This is a genomic window from Methylocystis sp. B8 (genome assembly GCF_005771425.1).
In the GTDB taxonomy this organism is placed as follows: Bacteria; Pseudomonadota; Alphaproteobacteria; order Rhizobiales; family Beijerinckiaceae; genus Methylocystis.
In genome coordinates, this window is sequence record NZ_VBTZ01000013.1 from 1 (window position 1) to 15,984 (window position 15,984).

General features: G+C 64.4%; 13 protein-coding genes. 7 read left to right on the forward strand and 6 right to left on the reverse strand.

The window, feature by feature from the left end:
- Positions 1–187 precede the first annotated feature (187 nt).
- Positions 188–1,345, reverse strand: coding sequence for a cysteine desulfurase family protein (locus FEV16_RS15545; protein WP_138168518.1), 1,158 nt, complete (start codon positions 1,343–1,345; stop codon positions 188–190).
- A gap of 88 nt (positions 1,346–1,433) precedes the next feature.
- Between FEV16_RS15545 and FEV16_RS15550 the strand changes: the two genes are divergently transcribed.
- Both FEV16_RS15550 and FEV16_RS15555 read left to right on the forward strand, forming a co-directional pair.
- Positions 1,434–3,131, forward strand: a complete 1,698-nt coding sequence (locus FEV16_RS15550; protein ID WP_138168519.1) for an ATP-binding protein — start codon at positions 1,434–1,436, stop codon at positions 3,129–3,131.
- 86 nt (positions 3,132–3,217) lie between these two features.
- Positions 3,218–3,892 (forward strand): alpha/beta hydrolase, encoded by a 675-nt coding sequence (locus FEV16_RS15555; protein WP_138168520.1) that lies wholly within the window; start codon positions 3,218–3,220, stop codon positions 3,890–3,892.
- A 55-nt stretch (positions 3,893–3,947) separates the two neighbouring features.
- Here the strand turns inward: FEV16_RS15555 and FEV16_RS15560 are convergent, their stop codons facing one another.
- Complete coding sequence (locus FEV16_RS15560; protein WP_138168521.1) at positions 3,948–5,057, reverse strand: anhydro-N-acetylmuramic acid kinase; 1,110 nt, start codon at positions 5,055–5,057, stop codon at positions 3,948–3,950.
- 235 nt (positions 5,058–5,292) lie between these two features.
- Here FEV16_RS15560 and FEV16_RS15565 point away from each other — a divergent pair, with 235 nt between their 5' ends.
- Genes FEV16_RS15565 through FEV16_RS15575 form a run of 3 tightly spaced genes read left to right on the forward strand, consistent with a single transcriptional unit; the run spans position 5,293 to position 7,292 of the window.
- Positions 5,293–5,808, forward strand: coding sequence for a DUF2975 domain-containing protein (locus FEV16_RS15565; protein WP_246657378.1), 516 nt, complete (start codon positions 5,293–5,295; stop codon positions 5,806–5,808).
- Positions 5,808–6,044: a helix-turn-helix transcriptional regulator gene (locus FEV16_RS15570; RefSeq protein WP_138168523.1), complete on the forward strand. Its 237-nt coding sequence runs from the start codon at positions 5,808–5,810 to the stop codon at positions 6,042–6,044. Before FEV16_RS15565 ends, FEV16_RS15570 begins: the two co-directional genes overlap by 1 nt.
- Before the next feature lie 27 nt (positions 6,045–6,071).
- Positions 6,072–7,292, forward strand: coding sequence for a peptide-binding protein (locus FEV16_RS15575; protein ID WP_138168524.1), 1,221 nt, complete (start codon positions 6,072–6,074; stop codon positions 7,290–7,292).
- Here FEV16_RS15575 and FEV16_RS15580 read toward each other — a convergent pair.
- The 4 genes from FEV16_RS15580 to FEV16_RS15595 form a co-directional block, all read right to left on the reverse strand.
- Positions 7,289–9,373, reverse strand: coding sequence for a hypothetical protein (locus FEV16_RS15580; RefSeq protein ID WP_138168525.1), 2,085 nt, complete (start codon positions 9,371–9,373; stop codon positions 7,289–7,291). The genes FEV16_RS15575 and FEV16_RS15580 overlap by 4 nt on opposite strands.
- The gene (locus tag FEV16_RS15585) at positions 9,370–12,138 is read right to left on the reverse strand and encodes a DUF4159 domain-containing protein (RefSeq protein WP_138168526.1); all 2,769 of its coding nucleotides are present in this window, start codon (positions 12,136–12,138) and stop codon (positions 9,370–9,372) included. The genes FEV16_RS15580 and FEV16_RS15585 overlap by 4 nt, the downstream gene beginning before the upstream one ends.
- Positions 12,138–13,073 (reverse strand): DUF58 domain-containing protein, encoded by a 936-nt coding sequence (locus tag FEV16_RS15590; RefSeq protein ID WP_138168527.1) that lies wholly within the window; start codon positions 13,071–13,073, stop codon positions 12,138–12,140. Before FEV16_RS15590 ends, FEV16_RS15585 begins: the two co-directional genes overlap by 1 nt.
- Positions 13,074–13,138: 65 nt before the next feature.
- Complete coding sequence (locus FEV16_RS15595; protein WP_138168528.1) at positions 13,139–14,143, reverse strand: MoxR family ATPase; 1,005 nt, start codon at positions 14,141–14,143, stop codon at positions 13,139–13,141.
- A 332-nt stretch (positions 14,144–14,475) separates the two neighbouring features.
- Here FEV16_RS15595 and FEV16_RS15600 point away from each other — a divergent pair, with 332 nt between their 5' ends.
- Both FEV16_RS15600 and FEV16_RS15605 read left to right on the forward strand, forming a co-directional pair.
- On the forward strand, positions 14,476–14,733 hold the full coding sequence (locus FEV16_RS15600) for a DUF6111 family protein (protein WP_138168529.1): 258 nt from the start codon (positions 14,476–14,478) through the stop codon (positions 14,731–14,733).
- Positions 14,730–15,977, forward strand: coding sequence for a CCA tRNA nucleotidyltransferase (locus FEV16_RS15605; protein WP_138168530.1), 1,248 nt, complete (start codon positions 14,730–14,732; stop codon positions 15,975–15,977). The genes FEV16_RS15600 and FEV16_RS15605 overlap by 4 nt, the downstream gene beginning before the upstream one ends.
- Positions 15,978–15,984: the final 7 nt, after the last annotated feature.

The following is a 15,984-nucleotide window of genomic DNA, read 5'->3' on the forward strand; positions in this document are numbered from 1 at the left end:
TTCAGGCCCTTCGGGGCCTTTTCCGATTCGATATCCGTCGAGAACCCGTATTTATAGGCGTCAACATCAATCGACTCGACAGCCGCAACGGTCTCCTTAAGAGCCGCCATTCCTATTCTCCTCGTCACGACGGGTTCAAGGCCCGCCGGCCGATCGTTCCGCCTCCGCCAGCCCTTTTAGACGTCGACTAAGCGGCGGAATGCCGGGACCTCATACGATCCACGACACGTGCAAGAACCTTTCCAAATTGTTCTACATCTTCTTGCGTCGAAGACCAACCGAAACTGGCCCTCAGCGCCTCCTTATCCGTCGCTGCCATCGCCGTAAGCACGTGCGATTCCATCATCTTGCCTGAAGAACAGGCGGACCCCGCTGAGAGCGCGACATTTTCAAGGTCGAAAGCCATCAGCATAATGCGCGGGGCGAGACCGGGAATCGCGAAAGCGCTGGCGTTTGGGGCGCGCGGCCCCCTTAAACCGTAGAATCGGGCTTCCGGCGCGACTTTCAAGACTTCCCGCTCAAGAGCGTCGCGCAAATCAGCGAGCCGCGCCGCTTCCTTGGCCAAATCTGCCGTCGCAGCCCTCAACGCCGCTGCAAAGCCGGCGATCCCGGCCACATTCTCCGTTCCCGCCCGACGTCCGAATTCCTGGCCGCCCCCGCGCAGCATCGGCGCCTCCAGGTGCAGGCTTTCATCGCTGAAGGCGAGCGCGCCAACACCCATCGGTCCGCCGAGCTTATGTGAGGAAAAGAACAATATGTCCGCGCCGGTCGTCGCGAATGTCGTTCCGAGCCGGCCGACCGATTGCACGGCGTCGCAGACAACGACGCCATGCGCTCCGTGAATCAGCGCAGCGGCTTCAGCGACCGGCTGAATGACGCCAGTCTCATTATTAACAGCCTGCAGCGCCAGCATCGCGCGCTTGCCGGAATGCCGCGCGAGCGCCGCCTCCAGCGCTTCGAGCGAGATCACGCCCTCACGGGTGAGCGGAATGCTTTCCACGGCGGCCAGCGGGAAGCGGTGACCCTGCAAAACGCAGAGATGTTCGCCGGCCCCGATGAGCAATACATCGATCGGCGCTTCGTCGCCCTCTCGGCGGAGCGCCGGGGAAAGCGCCAGGCTCGCCGCCTCGGTCGCGCCGCTCGTAAAGACGACGCTGCGGCGAGGCGCGCCGACCGCCCGGGCGACCACAGATCGGGCGTCTTCGAGCAAGGCCTTGGCCGCCCTGCCCTCGGCATGAACCGAGGAGGGATTGCCGATCGTCTCCAGCGCGTTGAGCATCTCCGCCCGCGCCTCGGGGCGCAGCGGCGACGTAGCGTTGTGATCGAGATAGACGCGCGTGGACATCTGCCGAACATTCTAGCAGAGCGCAGCGTCTCCGGCGCGTTTCTTGTATCCGCGCCTAAGCGCTCCGCTCCCCTGCGAAAGGCGATTCATGCAGATCGAGATCGACAAGCCCCATGTGGAGGCGCTCGTCACACGCTTTCCGGCTCACGCTGGCCTCTCTGCGCAGTTGCGCTTTTCAGACCGCGTCGAGGCGGACATCTCACATTTCAGTCCCGAGGAGCTCGATTTTCTCGGCGCGCTCTACCACGACGCTGGCCCGCAGCTCCGCGCCCGCGCGGCGCAGCTCGCGACCCTGCGCGCCGCGATGGAAGCCAAGAGCGCGCGCTTTGCGGCAGAAGATCTCGAAGACGTATTGCCAGCGCTGGTGCGTTATCTGACGACGGAAGCGATCCGCGGCTGGCTTTTCACCGCCAATGTCACCGCGAAACCCCTGCCTTACGTCATCACGCGTTTCGACTATGTTCCGGCCTCCAACGACGAAGCTGGAAAAATCCTCATCGAACTGAAGGCCAACGCCAAGGGCACGCTACAGTCGAACCTCATCCGCATCATGAGTTCGGACATCTCCGGCCGGACCATTGGCGAAATACTTGCGGCGCGAGGTTTCGTGCGGGAAACGCCGGCGTTGATCGAAGCTTTCGACGCCGCGAGCGAGACTTACTACGACTGGCGTGGGCGATACGGCGCACAATTCTCCGCGAAAGGCATCGGCTTTCACGCCGAAGATCCGACGTCGACGCGTCGCGACACCGATTGGTCGCGCAAGGACATCATCGTGCTGTCGAGCAACGGTTCGGAGGCGCGTCTCGTCAATGACGAAAGCATTCTCACAGGCCGCAGCCTGACGCTGGAGGCGCCTGGCGACGTCCTCGGCCATTTCCTGCGCAAAGCTGGCAAGAGCAATCGCTTCGCCGCCGAAGACGAACTCGCGGAACTCAAGGAGCTGATCCCCGAAGGCCTGTTCACGCAGATTCCGGTGCATCCCTACATCTTCATGTTCCATCTCGATCTGCATCATTACGTCTGGGTGCATGTCGACGAGATGCAGCCCTATCACTATCAGCCGGAGTTGAGGGATAAGCTCATTCTTCCTGAGGAGCAGACAGATCTGATCGACATTCTCACCGCCGAAATGGATGTGTTGATGGACGACATCGTTCAGGGCAAATCCGGCGGCACGACCGTGCTTTGCGCCGGCCCGCCCGGAGTCGGCAAGACGCTGACGGCGGAGGTCTATTCCGAGATCATCCAGCGCCCGCTCTATCGCGTGCATTCAGGCCAGCTCGGCCTCAATGTTTCTACGATGGAGACGGCGCTAAAAGATATTCTGACGCGCGCGCAGCGCTGGGGCGCCGTGATGCTGATTGACGAGGCGGATGTCTACATCAAGCGTCGAGACGACAATATCGCGATGAACGCCGTCGTCGGCGTCTTCCTGCGCGTGCTCGAATATTTCAACGGCCTGCTGTTTCTCACCACAAACCGGGTCGACGACATTGACGAGGCGATCGTCTCGCGCTGTATCGCGCTCATCCGCTACGCGCCGCCGGACGACGAGGCGCGACGTCGCATCTGGCGCGTCATGGCCGGCCAGTTCGAGCTCGCTTTGGACGATGCGCTCATCGATCGCCTGGTGGCGACCTTTCCCGAAGCGACAGGCCGCGATATCAAGGGCCTCGCGAAACTGACCGCCAAGTTCTGCCACCAGAAAAACGTTGCGCCGAGCCTGCCGGTTTTCCAGCGCTGCGCCATTTTCCGTGGGCTGGAGATTGCGCGCGCCGCCTAAGTCGCCGGCCGAGGGTCGAATTTCCTTGCAATTCACTGTGGCCCGCGTGGTAGAAGGCGCGCCTGCCAGTTTCGCAAGGATTCCGAATGCCCGAGGTTATCTTCACCGGTCCGGCCGGCAGGCTTGAGGGCCGCTTCCATCAGTCCGCCACGCGCGGCGCGCCGATCGCGATCGTGCTGCATCCACATCCCCAGTTCGGCGGCACGATGAACAATCAGATTGTCTACCATCTTTACTATTCCTTCGCGGAGCGCGGCTTTTCAGTGCTGCGCTTCAATTTCCGCGGCGTTGGCCGTTCGCAGGGCTCTTTCGACCATGGCTCCGGCGAGCTTTCCGACGCGGCGGCCGCGCTTGACTGGGCGCAGGCGGTCAATCCCGAAGCGCGCGCCTGCTGGATCGCCGGAGTCTCTTTCGGCTCCTGGATCGGCATGCAGCTTCTCATGCGCCGACCGGAGATCGAGGGCTTCATCTCGGTCGCGCCGCCGGCGAACCGTTTCGACTTCTCGTTTCTGGCGCCCTGCCCTTCTTCGGGGCTCTTCATCCACGGCGACCAGGACCGCGTCGCGCCCCTTAAGGAAGTGACGGGGCTCATTGAGAAGCTCAAGACGCAAAAGGGCATCCTCATCGAACATGCGGTGGTCGAGGGCGCCAACCATTTCTTCGAGAACAGGGTCGAGCCGCTGATCGCCCATGTCGACGCCTATCTCGACAAGCGTCTCGGCAATCCGCCGAGGATCGCCATTCCCGCGCGCGGGGATTGAGGCTTTCATTATCCTCCGCGACGCGCAAAGCGAGCGATCGGGCATTCAGACAAAACTACCCTGCCGCGCGCGCCAGCACGCCGCCGCGCATGGCTTGAGGCGCGCCGGTCGTGGTCGGAAAGGTGATGGGCAAGCCTTCCAACATGCGCGCGGCGAGATAGGCGAAGGCCTGCGCCTCCATCGAATCCGCCGACCAGCCCACTGCGTCCGCCGTCGTCACCTTGCAGGGCAGGCGCATGACGAGTTCGCGCACGAGGATCGGATTGCGCGCGCCGCCGCCGCAGACGATGAGCAGTTGCGGCTGCGTCGGCAGATGCGGGAAGAGCCGCAGCACCGAAGCCGCCGTAAAGGCGGTAAGTGTCGCGGCGGCGTCCTCGGTCGAGAGCTTGGCGACCGCGTCGAGCGCGAAGGCGTTGCGGTCGAGCGATTTCGGCGGCGGCTGATCGAAAAACGGATGCGCCAGCATCTTGAGCAGCACGGCTTCGTTGACGCGTCCGCGCGCCGCCATATGGCCGTGCCGGTCGATCGGCGCGCCCGTGCGCTGAAGCATCAGATCGTCGATGAGCGCATTGCCGGGCCCCGTATCGCAGGCGATTGGCTGCTCGTCCTCCGCGACGTACGTGACGTTGGCGACGCCCCCAATATTGAGCAGCGCCACTTCGCCCTTCATGCCGCCGGCGACGACGAGCGCGCGATGAAAAACGGGGACGATCGGCGCGCCCTCGCCGCCCGCGGCGATGTCCGCTGCGCGAAAATCAAAAGCGACGTCGATTCCGAGTCGTGCGGCGAGCGCGGGCCCGTCGCCGATCTGAATGGTGAGACCTTGCTTCGGACGGTGCAGCACCGTCTGGCCGTGAAAGCCGACGATATCGATGCTCGCGGGGTCGATGTCATTCTCCCGCAGCAGCGCCTCGACCGCCTCGGCGTGGCGGTCGGTGACCATGCGCTCGGCGAAAGCGAGAACGCCTGGCCGCGCGTTTCGGTCTTCTAGAGTCGCGGCTTCGGCGAGCGCATTGCGTAAGAGCGCCCGGTCGGCGTCGTTATAGGGATAATGCCCAGTCGGCCCGAAGGCGACGGCGGCGTCGCCATCGGTTTCGATCAGCGCGACGTCGACGCCGTCCATGGACGTGCCGGACATGAGGCCGATTGCGCGGTAGGTGGGCAAGACGAATCTCCGAGATGACGGAGATTAGCAGGAGAAGCCGCGCCCTACCTTGGGCAAGGCTCAGGTCAGCACGCACGCGTGCTCGGCGCCCAATAAAATTATTGTTGTGGCCAAATTATTTTATATATTACGATAATTTTTTGAGGTAGCCATGACAAATGTCGTACAAATTCCGCAGCCCATGACGCCCCTCGAGCCTGCCCGCCGACAAGCGATCAGGCGCAGAAGCGCGCAATTGGCCGCCGCACTGACCTGGACGTTTTTCATAGCGCTTTGCGCGACCGCGCTGCTGACAACCGCCGTCCTTTTCTACGATGGCCCGATGCTCTCTTTCGGACCTGGCGGCTTATGGATCGGCCACGGCCCCGACCCAGCGCTCGGGCGCGTTTCGCTTTCGACATTCACCTTCGCGCAAAGGCTCGCCGGCGCGCTCGCCATCGCATTTCTTACGGCCCCAGTGCTGGCCGTTGTTCATTATGCGCGGAGGCTTTTTCAGCTCTATGCGGAAGGCGTCGTGTTCACGCCGGCGAATGCGCGGCTCATCAAGTCCATGGCCGTGGGGCTCGCTGCTTACGCCTTCGCGCCCTTCGCCGCCAACCGAACAATACTTCTTGCGGGACTGACGAATGATCCCGTGTGGTTTCATGCAGACGAGGTTCTCGCGCTTGTTTTTGGCGCGCTCGCGTATGTCGTGGCCGACGTCATGGAGTTCGGGCACGAGATCGAACGCGACAGAGACGGGTTCATCTGATGCCGATCGTCATGCGCCTCGACGTCATGCTCGCCAAGCGCCGCATGCGCTCCAAGACCCTCGCCCAGATCGTCGGCGTTACTGAGGCGAATCTCTCGCTTCTGAAATCGGGCAAAGTCAACGGGGTGCGTTTCTCGACGCTCGCCGCCATCTGTCGCGCTCTCGAATGCCAGCCCGGCGATCTCCTCGAATATGTGCCGGACGAACAGATCGAGGCGCAACAGAAGGCCGGATAGTTCTCTCATTTCAGAAAGGACATTGTCATGCGTCGAGCGATTGCGTCGGTGTTCGCGGCTTTCCTCTTCATTCCCGTGTTGACCGCTGCGCGCAAGGCGCCGGCGCCGTCGGACGGCGTCGCCTTTATCCTCGACTCGAACCGCATCCTTCTCGACGTCGTCTTTACGACGCCGGACGGGCGCGAGCGAAAAGCGCTCGCTTGGTTCAACATGGGCATGGCCTCGCCTATTCTCACGCATGATCTTTATCGTGAGCTCGGCATCGATCGCGGCGGGACCTTACAGGTGCGCATTGGCGAGCGGCGGCTGGAAGCGCGCGCGGATCAAGTTGTGGACGGCGACGGCGGCGTTGGGGTTCCCACCTTCGATCACCTCTTCGCGCCGCGCCGCGTTGAAGCGATGCTGCCGGCACGGATGTTTACGGATTACGTCTTGCAGATAGACTATGGCCGTCGTCTCCTCGCGCTGAGTGCGGCAGGCGGGAAGCGCCCCGCTGGCCTTGCGGTTCCGATGCTCCTCAATGCGGACACTGGAATCGCCGCTGTCGAAGTGCAAATCGATGACGAAACGCGAGCGCTCGCGATTGACGCCGGCAGCGGCTACAGCTGGATGCGCGGCGACGTGGCGCGCGACCTTCTGGCTCGGCATCCGGATTGGCGCCGCGCACATGGCGCTGTCGGCGCGGCCAACGCCAATATGGTGGATTTCGTTTTCGAGAAAGAAGGCGACGTGATGCGCATTCCGAACGTGCGCATCGGCGAGGTAAAATTTGATCAGCTCGGCTTTCTCGGCACGGCCCCCGTTCTGGGCTCTGTAGCGGAAAATCTTTTCGGCGATCTCTTCTGGGACAACTGGCGCAAGGCGGCGCCAGCGCCCGTCATCGGCTGGCTCGGCAGCAATGCGCTGCGCGACTATGAACTGACGATCGATTATCCCAACCGTATGAGCTACTGGCGTCGGCAGAGGGCGCCAGACCCGAAGGAGCTGGATCAGCCGCCGATTACATTGGTGCGTGAGGGAGAGCGCTACTTGATTGGAGGGATCGCGCTGACGTCGGCGAAGCCGCAGGGGAAACTGGACGTCGAGTCGGGCGACGAATTGCTCGCGATCGACGGCCTAGCGGCGCGTGGCGCGAGTAAAGACGACGTCCTTGCAGCGCTGCACGGCGCGCCAGGAGAACGGAAGCGGCTCATCTTGGATCGTCGCGGCGCGCGGATCGAGGCGGATGTGGCCGTGGAAGCCTTCTAGGAGCCTCTTCTCCCCTCCCACGCCCATGCCGCAACCACTGCGCCGACGAGCGCCAGCATCGCCCACAATCCCAGACCAAGCGGCGCGATTTCGACGCCGACAAGCGTCGAGGCGCCGGTCTGCCGGACGCCAATCCAGTCCGAACCGCCATAGCGGTTCGCGTCGCGCAATTCGACGACGCGCGGCATTGCGACGGTATCCGCGCCGCCGGTCGAGAATCGCCGCGCAGTGCCGCCAGTCGCCTCCATAAGCGGTTGCAGCTTCTCCGTCGTGGACGCCACTTCTCGGAACTCGCGCGGATTGGGCGGACCAACATTCACAAGCGCCGTCAGACCTTCGCTCTCGAAACGCCACAGGCCCATTTCCTTGGCGTCGAAACGCGCGCGCCACAGTCCCGGCTCGCTTTGCGCGACCGCGATCTCGTCGCGCGCGCCGGACGGCGCCGTCGCCATCACCGGCGCGGGACTATCCTTCATCGTCTGGCGCTCGACGCTTACCTCGCGGCCATGCGCTGAAGCGCGCAGCGCCTCCTCTTCGAGATCTGGCTCCTTCATCAGCCAATGCGCGAGCCGGCGCATCAGATCGACATGCGGGCCGCCGCCCTCGAAGCCGCGCGCCCAGAGCCAAATCTGATCGGAAAGCAGCAGCGCCACGCGGCCCTTGCCTTCATGCGAAAGCACCAGCAGCGGCTTGTCGCGCACGCCGGACATGATTGAATCGCCCTTCAACACATTGGCGTCGACCTGTCGAAACCATTCGCCCCAATTCGGCGGTTCGGAATTGGCGCCCGCCAGTCCCCGCGTCACGGGATGCTTTTCGCCGTCCTTGCTGACGTGGGCGCGGAATGCCTGCTCGATCAGCGCGCCGTCGGGGCGGGCCGGTAATATGTTTTCGAGCGGCGAGTAATAGAGCCCACGTAGCGTCGCGTAATCGGGACCGACCGCTGCGAGAAAGGCGCCGCCATTCTCGACGTAATTGGCGATGTTCTCGAAATAGATCGAGGGCAGAGTCGTCTGGCTCGAATAACGATCGAAGATGATGAGATCGAATTCATTGATCTTGTGGCCGAAGAGATCTGCGGTCGGGAAAGCGATCAGTGACAATTCATTCGCCGGCGTGATGTCGAGCTTCTCCGGCGGGCGCAGAATGGTGAAATGCACCAGTTCGACATTGGCGTCGGCGCGCAAGAGATTGCGCCAGCTTCGCTCGCCAGGATGCGGCTCGCCCGACACAAGCAGCACCTTGAGCCGATCGCGCACGCCTTCGATCGATAGCACGGCTTTATTGTCGAGCGGCGTCAGCTCGCCGGGCGCCGACGGAATTTCAAGCTCGACGACATTCTGTCCGCCATGTTCGATGCGCACCGGAATGCTGACGATGTCGCCGGGCGTGGGACTGAAAGTCGGCAGCGCTTCGCCGTCACGCCGTACCGAGATCGGTATGCGGGCGCCGTCGCCGCCGAGATCGACGACGCGCGCGCGGATGATCTGATCCTTGCCGACGATGCCGAAGCGCGGCGCCTCGACAAGCTCGATACGGCGGTCGCGCTCGCCCTGATGTCCCGTCACGAGCGCATGCACGGGGGCTTTGAAGCCGAGCGTCTCGGCTTTGGCGGGAATATCGTGAACGACGCCGTCGGTGAGAAGAATGGCGCCGCCGACGCGCTCCGGCGGCACGTCCTTCAACGCCTCGGCGAGTGCGCCGAAGAGCTTGGTGCCGTCATTGCCCGAAGCGTCGTTGGTGACGGCGATCGTGCGCGTTTCGACGTCGCCAAATTTCGTAAGCGCCGAGTCGAGCGCCTTGCGCGCCTCTTCCGTCTGCGCATTTCTCGCGCCGAAATTCTGGCTGTCGCTCTTGTCGATGACAACCGCGACGACGCTCTTTTGCGGATCGCGCTTCTCGCGCACGAGCGACGGATCGGCGAGCGCCGCAATCAGTAAAGCGAATGCGAAAGCGCGCACCGCGGCTCCGCGCTGGCGTTTGACCGCCATCAGCGCCAGCGCGCCGGCGCCAAGAACAGCGAAGACAATAAGCGCTGACCAGGGAATGAGCGGCGAAAAGGCGAGCGTGAGATCGCTCACTGGCCCAGCCTTTCCAGCAAGTCGCGCACATGCACCTGATCGGACTTATAGTTTCCGGTCAGCGTATACATCACGAGATTGATGCCGCCGCGCAACGCCAGCTCGCGCTGACGCGCGCCGCCAGGCGTCAAAGGAAACAGCGGCTGGCCGCGCTTGTCCTGCGCCCAGGCGCCGGCAAGGTCGTTCGAGGTGATGACGATCGCTGAAACGCTGTCCGTCGCGCGTACTGGACGCGCCGCCTGATCTTTGGGCTCAGGCGGCAGCGCCTCGACCCAGGTCTCGCCATTGGCGTAGCGGCCGACAAATCCGTCGAGCAAGTAGAAAGTCTTGGTGATGACGTGGTCGCGCGGCGTGACTTCGAGCGGCGGAATATCGAGGCCCTTCGTCAGATCGCGCAGCCATTGGGTCTCCGGCGTCGGCGCGCCGCCGACGCGCTGCGCGAGCGCGTCGCGCGTATCGAAGACCACCGTGCCTCCCTGCTTCATATAGGCGGCCACTCTCGCCACAGTCTTGGCGGAAGGCTGCGGGGCGCTCGCGACAATCGGCCAATAGAGCATGGGATAGAAGGCGAGTTCGTCCTTCGCCGGATCGACGCCGACCGGATCTCCCGGCGAAAAGGACGTGCGCATATTCAAAGCCTGAGTCAGCGCATCAAGGCCCAGTCGCGATGTTTCGTCGACATGGGCGTCGCCCGAGACGACATAGGCGAGCCGCGTTGTCAGCGCGACATCCTTGTCACGTTGGCTGGAAGCTGATTTCGGCGCGGACTCGGCGCGCGTTTCATCGGTAGCCGCTGACATGCACAGCAGCGCCAGAAGCGCGGCGGTCGCGGCGCCGAAGGGACGCAAGCGCAACTTGCCGGCAAGCGCCATAGCGATCAGCGCGTCAGCAATAAAGGCCACGAGAGCGAACGCCAGCAGCGGTCCGCGCAGATCGAGCTGGCTGCTCGATCGCAACGCGGTTGCGCTCAGCCCGGCGCCTTTGAAATCGAAAGCGCTGATTCCATCCTTGGGACGCAACGTCTGCACGGCGACGAAGACCTCTCCTGCGCCGTAAAGTCCCGGTGGATGTTCGGCGCTCGCCGGACCCTCAAAGCCCGGCGGAATGCTCTGCGCCGTCGGACCGGGCGCGCCGAGCGCGCCAAATCCGTCAAGAACGCGCATCGGCGCCAAAGCCGACTGCTCGGCCATCGTGCTGGATTGCTCGCCGCCTGAGGGCGTCGACTCTCCCGCCATGGCGCTGATCCGTTTCAACATCTCGACGAAAAGTCCCGAGATCGGCAGATTCGACCAATTTGCGTCGGCGTTGACGTGGAACAGCACGATCAACCCCTTGCCGCGTCGTTCCGCCGTAACGAGCGGCGTGCCGTCGGAAAGACGGGCCCAGGTTTTGTCCGCGAGTCCTGGATCGGGTTCGGCGAGAACCTGGCGCTGCACCGTGACGTCCTTCGCAGCCGGCAAGCCGAAGAAGGGACTCGTGGCGTCGAATTCAGCCAAAGACTTCGGCTCCTCCCATGACATGGCGCCGCCAAGCACGCGTCCATTCCTGCGCAGGCGCACCGGCAGCAAGTCATCGTCGGCGTTGGCGAGACGCGGCCCTGCGAAGCGCACAAGCGTCCCGCCTTCTTCGACGAAGCGCGACAAAGCGTCGAAAGTTTCGCCGGGCGCGAGGCCGACATCGGCGAGCGCCATGATGTTGGGATTCTCGGCGAGCAGCGCCTGCACAGGATCGACAACGCCCGGACGCGCCATTCGGATCTGCGCAAAGGGCGCCAGCGCCTTTTCGAGATAGTAGAGCGGCGAAAGCAGCGGCTGCGCCTGGTCGGCGCTCTCCCCGCCGACAAGCGCGATGCGCTTCACTTTCGAGCGCGCGTCGAGCAGCGCGACCGCGCCGGCGGAATTCTCGCCTTCGATGCGCAGATGACTCACCTCATTGCGCAATTCCACCGGCAGCTCGATTTTCGCGCTAACGCGCGGGGCGCCATTGAAATCCGCCGTTGTGCGGCCGATCGTCCGGCCTTTGGCGTCAAGGGCGTCGATGACCGCCGACGCGTCATCGCCGGTTCGCAGCACGTCGACGCTGAGCGCAGCGGCGTCGTTTGTCGGCGCGGCGAGCGCCCGCGGCGCATGATCTTCAACATAGACCTCGACGCCGCTCGCCCCGGACTCCTTCAGCGCGTGCGCGAAACCCGCCGCGTCGCCCTGCGCGACGCCATCGCTGATCCAGATGATGCGCGCGCCCGGATGCGCGCGGGCGAAGGCAACAGCCTGTTCGCCGATGGCTTTGCGATCCGGCAGAAACGGCTTGGGCCGCGCCGAGCGCAATTTCTCCATCGCGCGCCCCCCGTCGCCGGGGACCGGAGCAGCCGTCTCGGATGCAAGAGCGACAGCGACCGGGCCGCCGGCGCGCGCAGCCGACTCGATGATCGACGCCGCTCCCGCAACGCGTCGCTCCCATGTCGGCGCCGCCGCCCAGCCGTCGTCGATGACGATCAGCATGGAGGCGGAGGACGCCACGACGCCGCTCGGCGCCCACACCGGCCCCGCCATCGCCAACATCAATGCGGCGGCAAGCGCGAGCCGCAGCGCCATCAGCCACCATGGGGTCTTGGCCGGCGTCTCTTCGTCGGGCTTGAGCTCGCGCAGGATTTTCGTCGGCGGGAAAACAATTTCGCGCGGACGCGGCGGCGTCACCCGCAACAGCCAATAGATGAGCGGAAGGCCGATGAGCCCGACGAGCGCAAGCGGCGCGGCGAATGAAAACATCAGCGCCGCTCCTCGAAACCGAGCCCGTCCGTTCCGAGCAGTCCCATGGCGAGCGCCAGCGCCGCTTCCGCCGCCGGCCTGTCGGTGCGATGTTGCAGGAAGATGAAGCCAACATGTTGCGCGGCGCGACGAATGGCGTCGCGATGCGCCTCGAACCGCCGCGCATAGGCCGCGCGCAAGCTGCGCGCGTCGCCCGCGTAAAAGGCGGGGCCGCCGTCGGTGTCGACAAAAGTGGTTTCGCCAAAGAACGGCAGGGTTTCTTCGCTGGGGTCGGTCACCATCAGGATCGCGCCAGAGGCGCCGGCGTCGGCAAAGCGCCGCAGTCGCGCCGCAAGGGCGTCCGGGTCGATGAGGAAGTCCGAGATCAGCACGACGCGGGCGCGGGGGCGCATCGGAGCTTGCGGCGGAAGATCGTCGCGCGCCGCCTCCATCGCGTTTTCAGCCAGAGCGCGCGCCAGCCAGTCGATAACATCGCGGGCTGACACGGGCGCGGTCAGGCCAAGCGCCGCCGCCCGCTCGCCGCCGCGAACCAGCACGTCGGCGAGCGCAAGCCCCAGCGTCACCGCGCGAGACAGCTTGTCGTCGGACGCGAGGGACGAGCCGAAGGCCATGGAGGGCGAACAATCCATCCATAGGAAATAGTCGTGCGCCGCCTCCCATTCACGCTCGCGCACATAGAGCTGATCGCCGCGCGCCGAGCGGCGCCAGTCGATGCGATACGCCGCCTCGCCAGAGGCGAATGGCCGATACTGCCAAAAAGTTTCGCCGACGCCCGCGCGCTTGCGGCCGTGAACGCCATAGGCGAGGCTCGCCGCGATCTCTCGAGCGCGGGCCACTAGTCTCGGCATCTGGCTCGCAAGATCGGCCGCCGCGGCGCCGTCCGCGGGCTTGCGCAGCGCAGGATCGTAAGCGCGCGTCGTGACGTCAGAAAACATCGTCAGCCTTCTCGGTCGTGGCGCGGCCGCCTATCGCAACGACGGCGAACAAGACGCAAAACGTGTCACCCGATCCGCGCTACGAGCGTTTCGATCACGTCGGAGACGGTCATCTCGCGCCGCGCAGCGAAATTGAGCGCCATGCGATGACGCAGCACTGGCGCGGCGAGTTTCGCCACATCGTCGATCGACGGCGCAAGGCGGCCGGTGACGAGCGCCCTGGCGCGCGTCGCCAGCATCAGCGCCTGCGCGGCGCGCGGCCCCGGCCCCCAGGCGACGTGCGGCGCCACCCCAGCATCGCCCTCGTCGGGGCGCGCGGCGCGAACGAGATCGAGAATCGCGTCGACGACCTTTTCGCCGATTGGAAGCCGCCGTACGAGCCGCTGAGTCGCCATCAGCTCTTCGGCGTCGATCGCCTGGCTCGCCTGCGCCATCGTCTCGCCTGTCGTTTCCAGCAGCACACGCCGTTCGCTGGCGCGATCGGGATAATGCACGTCGATCTGCATCAGAAAGCGGTCGAGCTGCGCTTCGGGCAGCGGATAGGTGCCCTCCTGCTCCAAGGGGTTCTGCGTCGCGAGGACATGGAAAGGCCGCGGCAGGTCATGCCGCTTTCCGGCGACGCTGACATGGTGCTCCTGCATCGCCTGCAGCAGCGCCGATTGCGTGCGCGGCGACGCGCGGTTGATCTCATCGGCCATGAGAAGTTGGGTGAAGATCGGACCCTTGATGAAGCGGAACGAACGCGAACGGTCCGCAGCTTCTTCGAGCACTTCAGAGCCGAGAATATCGGCCGGCAACAAATCCGGCGTGAACTGCACGCGCTGCTCGGCGAGGCCAAGCACGCGGCCGAGCGTCTCAACAAGCTTGGTTTTGGCGAGTCCCGGCACGCCCACGAGGAGCCCGTGGCCGCCAGCCAGTATCGTCACCAGCGCCTGCTCGACGACCTCGTCCTGACCAAAAATGACGGCGCCGATCGCGGCGCGAGCCCGCCCGATATGGTCCAGCGCGCGTTCGGCGGATTGAACGACAGCCGATTCAAGCGAGGTCGTCTTCGTGTCGAGTGAGGTCATTTCAACTCTGCTCAGGCAGCCAATCTATGAGGAGGATCGCTCGACGGCGGAGCTGCCGAGTTCCGTCGGAAGTCGATCCGAAGCCGGCGCGGTTGGCTTCGCACGGATTTTCAAAGGCGAAGCGGCGGACTTATGGCGCCGCAATCTTGATCCGTCCCTGGCGGCAATTCAAGCGCAACCGGCGCGGTGGCGCGCCATTTTGCGCCGAACCCGGCGTCAGGACGTGACGGTTTGTTCATGCGATTCGCATTAAACGGCCTTCTGACCGACGCCATGTATACTTCAGCGTATACTTCGGCCGATAGCACTCACCCTGAAAGGCGTTCCCGCCCATGTGGCGCGCAATTGTCGAAACTGCCCTGCTCTTTCTCACGCCTTTCGTCGCCTATGCGATTTTCCATTTGTTACAGCGGCGTTGGCCCTTCGTGCGCGAACTCTGGCATGGCAGAATCGTGTCGCTTTTGACGATCGCGGGCCTGCTCGTCGCCATCGTCGGCGTGGTCACGATGGGTCTCACACGGCTCAACCAGGGCGCTTACGTTCCGGCCCATGTCGAAAACGGAAAATTGACGCCGGGCCGCTTCGAATGAACGCTGCGCAGAGACTGCTTGACGATCCGCGGCTCGCGACGCTGTTTGCGACCCTTGCCAATACGGGCGCCGAGACTCGGATCGTCGGCGGCGCCGTGCGCGACGCGCTGCTCGGTTTCCCGCCTCACGAGATCGACCTCGCGACGACGGCGCTGCCCGAAGACGTCTTAAAGGTTGCGCGCAATGCCGGTTTGAAAGGCGTGCCGACGGGCATCGAACATGGCACGGTGACGATCGTCGTCGCGGGAACGCCTTTTGAAGTCACGACGCTGCGCGAGGACGTCGAGACCGACGGCCGCTTCGCCAAGGTACGTTTCGGCGGCGATTTCGAGCAGGACGCTAAGCGGCGCGATTTCACCATCAACGCGCTGTCGCTCTCTCCCGATGGCGAGATTCACGACTACACCGGCGGCCTCGCCGATATCGAGGCGCGGCGCATCCGCTTCATCGGCGACGCCGCCACGCGAATTCGCGAAGACTATCTGCGCATTTTGCGCTTCTTTCGCTTCAACGCTTCTCATGGCGAAGGTCCATTCGATCGCGAAGGTCTGCATGAATCGATCGTCGCGCGGGAAAATCTCTCGCGTCTGTCGCGCGAACGTATACGCGCCGAGCTGATGAAACTGCTGCTCGCACGCCGGGCGCCAGAAATTCTGCGCGCCATGTCTCACGCCGGCGTCATCGAAGTGATTCTCGGCATCGGCTATCCATCGCGCCTGCAGCGTCTTGCTGAGCGCGAGGCCGCTATGGGCAAGCCTCCCGACGCCGTGTCGCGGCTCGCGGCTTTTTCGGCGCTGACGGTCGAAGACGCCGAGCGGCTGCGCGACCGCTTGCGGCTCTCCAACGACGAATTCGCGCGGCTCGCCGCGGCGGTGCGAACGCTCGCGCCTCTGCATGGCCGCAATGCGCCGCCGCCTCCGTCCCATCTGCGCGAAATGCTGTTCCTATGCGGCGCGCGTGCGGCGGCCGACGCGCTGGCGCTCGCGCATGCGGAAAGCGCCGTCGCTACGGATGACGCGGATTGGCTGGAGGCCGCGCGCTATTTGGAAGAGACGCCTATGCCCGCGTTCCCCATCAAGGGCGCGGACCTCATCGCCCGCGGCGTCGCGCCGGGCAAGGCTTTGGGCGAGGCGCTCAAAACGCTGCAAGCTGAGTGGATAAGAGCGGGCTTTCCGCGCGATCCCGCGATCGTTCAGCAGCTTCTCGAAGACGCTGTGGCGAACAGCGGCGGAGAGGCGCGCTAGCGCCCGT